This window comes from Actinocorallia lasiicapitis (genome assembly GCF_054778695.1).
Genome location: NZ_BAAGZI010000651.1, coordinates 1 through 1,872 on the forward strand (window position 1 = coordinate 1; position 1,872 = coordinate 1,872).

Sequence of the window (1,872 nt, forward strand, 5' to 3'; positions counted from 1 at the left end):
GGGGGGACGTCGCCGGAGGGTGGGGCGGGGAGGGGGACGGAGTCTGTTGAGGACTCGTCGGGGGTGGGGGCCGGCTGGGCGTCCGGGGGGATCGGGCGGGGTGAGCCGTCGGCGGCGCCCGCGCTGCCCACCGGGCGGTCGAAGATCGTCCCTTGGGTGGAGTCGACGAGCTGAAGTGATTTCACCGGCTGCTCGGGCGGCTCGATGAGCGTCACGCGATTCTTATCGAAACCGGACCACTCTGCCCCCTTGAAGCTACTCTCGCCTATTTTGATCTTTTTGTCAGGCGGGGTCAGCGGATTACCACAGTTGCATTTCACGACCGGCAGGCCCTTCGCGTCGACCAGGACGCCGACACCGGCCTGCAGGACCGCCGGCATCGAGGTGGCCGCGCCGTCCTTGAAGCCGTGGTTGGTGACGAAGGTGTCGACGCGCAGCACCGCGGGGGTCAGACCGTCGACGAAGCCTTTGATCGCGTCGACGCCGATGCCCTGCACCGACGCCCAGGCCGCCGCCTTCGCCGGGTTGGCCTGCAGGAACGCGACCAGGCCCGCCTTGTCGCAGCCGGCCGCCTTGCGGGTGCCGCCGTAGAGGCCCGGCTCGTCGCCGCCCATCTGGCCGCCCGCCTGCATCCGGCGGGTGACGTCCGCGTCGTCGACCCCGGCGATCAGGGAGTAGGCGTCGGGGCCCGGATCGCCGACCGCGAGCCTGGTGATCGTCGCGCCGGCGCTCCCGCAGCCGACCGACAATCCCATAACGACCACAAGGACCGTTATCGACGTCCGAATTCTCGCTCTCACCAGAGGACCCCCGCCCGCGATTGGCAATGCCTATACTCTTGGATGTCCCGCGAATAAAGAAAGTGCACGAACGAGACGAAGATTTTTTCACTCGTCCGCTGGAACGGCGAGAAAAAGATCCTCTTGCTGGAGGCCCGATTCCGTGCTCCCGCTACAGCCTGGAGACCCCGATCGGCTCGGCGGCTACCCCCTGCTGGGCCGGCTCGGCGAAGGCGGCCAGGGAACCGTCTACCTCGGTGAGGGCCCGCACGGCAAGGTCGCGGTGAAGCTGCTGCACGCCCAGCTCACCGAGGATCCGGTCGCGCGCGCCCGGTTCACACGCGAACTGGCGACCATCGAGCGGATCGCGGGATTCTGCACGGCGCGGGTGTTCGCGGCCGACGTCTCGGGCGATCAGCCGTACATCGTCAGCGAGTACGTGGCGGGGCCTTCGCTGCACGAGCTCGTCAAGGAGCGGGGTCCGCGGTCGGAGGGCGCGCTGATGCGGCTGGCCGTCGGCACGGCGACGGCGCTGACCGCGATCCACCGAGCCGGAGTCGTGCACCGCGACTTCAAACCGCCCAACGTGCTGATGGGCCCCGACGGCCCGCGCGTCATCGACTTCGGCATCGCCCGCGCCCTCGACAACGCCGGCCGCACCGCCACGGGGCAGCTCATCGGCACACCCGCCTACATGGCGCCCGAACAGTTCACCGAGACGGTCGTCGGGCCCGCCGCCGACCTGTTCGCGTGGGGCGCGACGATGGTGTTCGCGGCGACCGGGCGTCACGCGTTCGGCGGCGGGCAGATCTACGCGCTGATGCACCGGATCCGGTTTGATCCGCCCGATCTGTCCGGGGTGCCGCCCGAGCTGCACGAGCTGCTCGCGAGCTGCCTCGCCAAGGATCCGCTGCTGCGGCCGAGCGCCAACGACCTGCTCTGGCTGCTGCTCGGCCAGACTCCCGCCGCCGCGCCCGAGCCGGGGCCCGTCCCGCCGTCGACCCTCCGGCTGCCGGACTCCGGCGAACGGCCGGCCCTCGACGCCGACGGTCCTGACCCGTCCGGCGGAGTGGCGGGCCCGACCGCGCTCGAC

The 1,872-nt window shown here is 70.6% G+C and carries 2 protein-coding genes; one reads left to right on the plus strand and one right to left on the minus strand.

Annotated elements, in window-relative coordinates:
• The coding region (locus ACYVE7_RS33375) for a DUF6777 domain-containing protein (protein WP_460370484.1) at positions 1-755 on the minus strand (755 nt) is incomplete at its 3' end.
• 187 nt (positions 756-942) lie between these two features.
• Between ACYVE7_RS33375 and ACYVE7_RS33380 the strand changes: the two genes are divergently transcribed.
• Positions 943-1,872 (plus strand): serine/threonine-protein kinase (locus tag ACYVE7_RS33380; protein WP_460370486.1); only part of this gene is annotated, 930 nt, incomplete at its 3' end.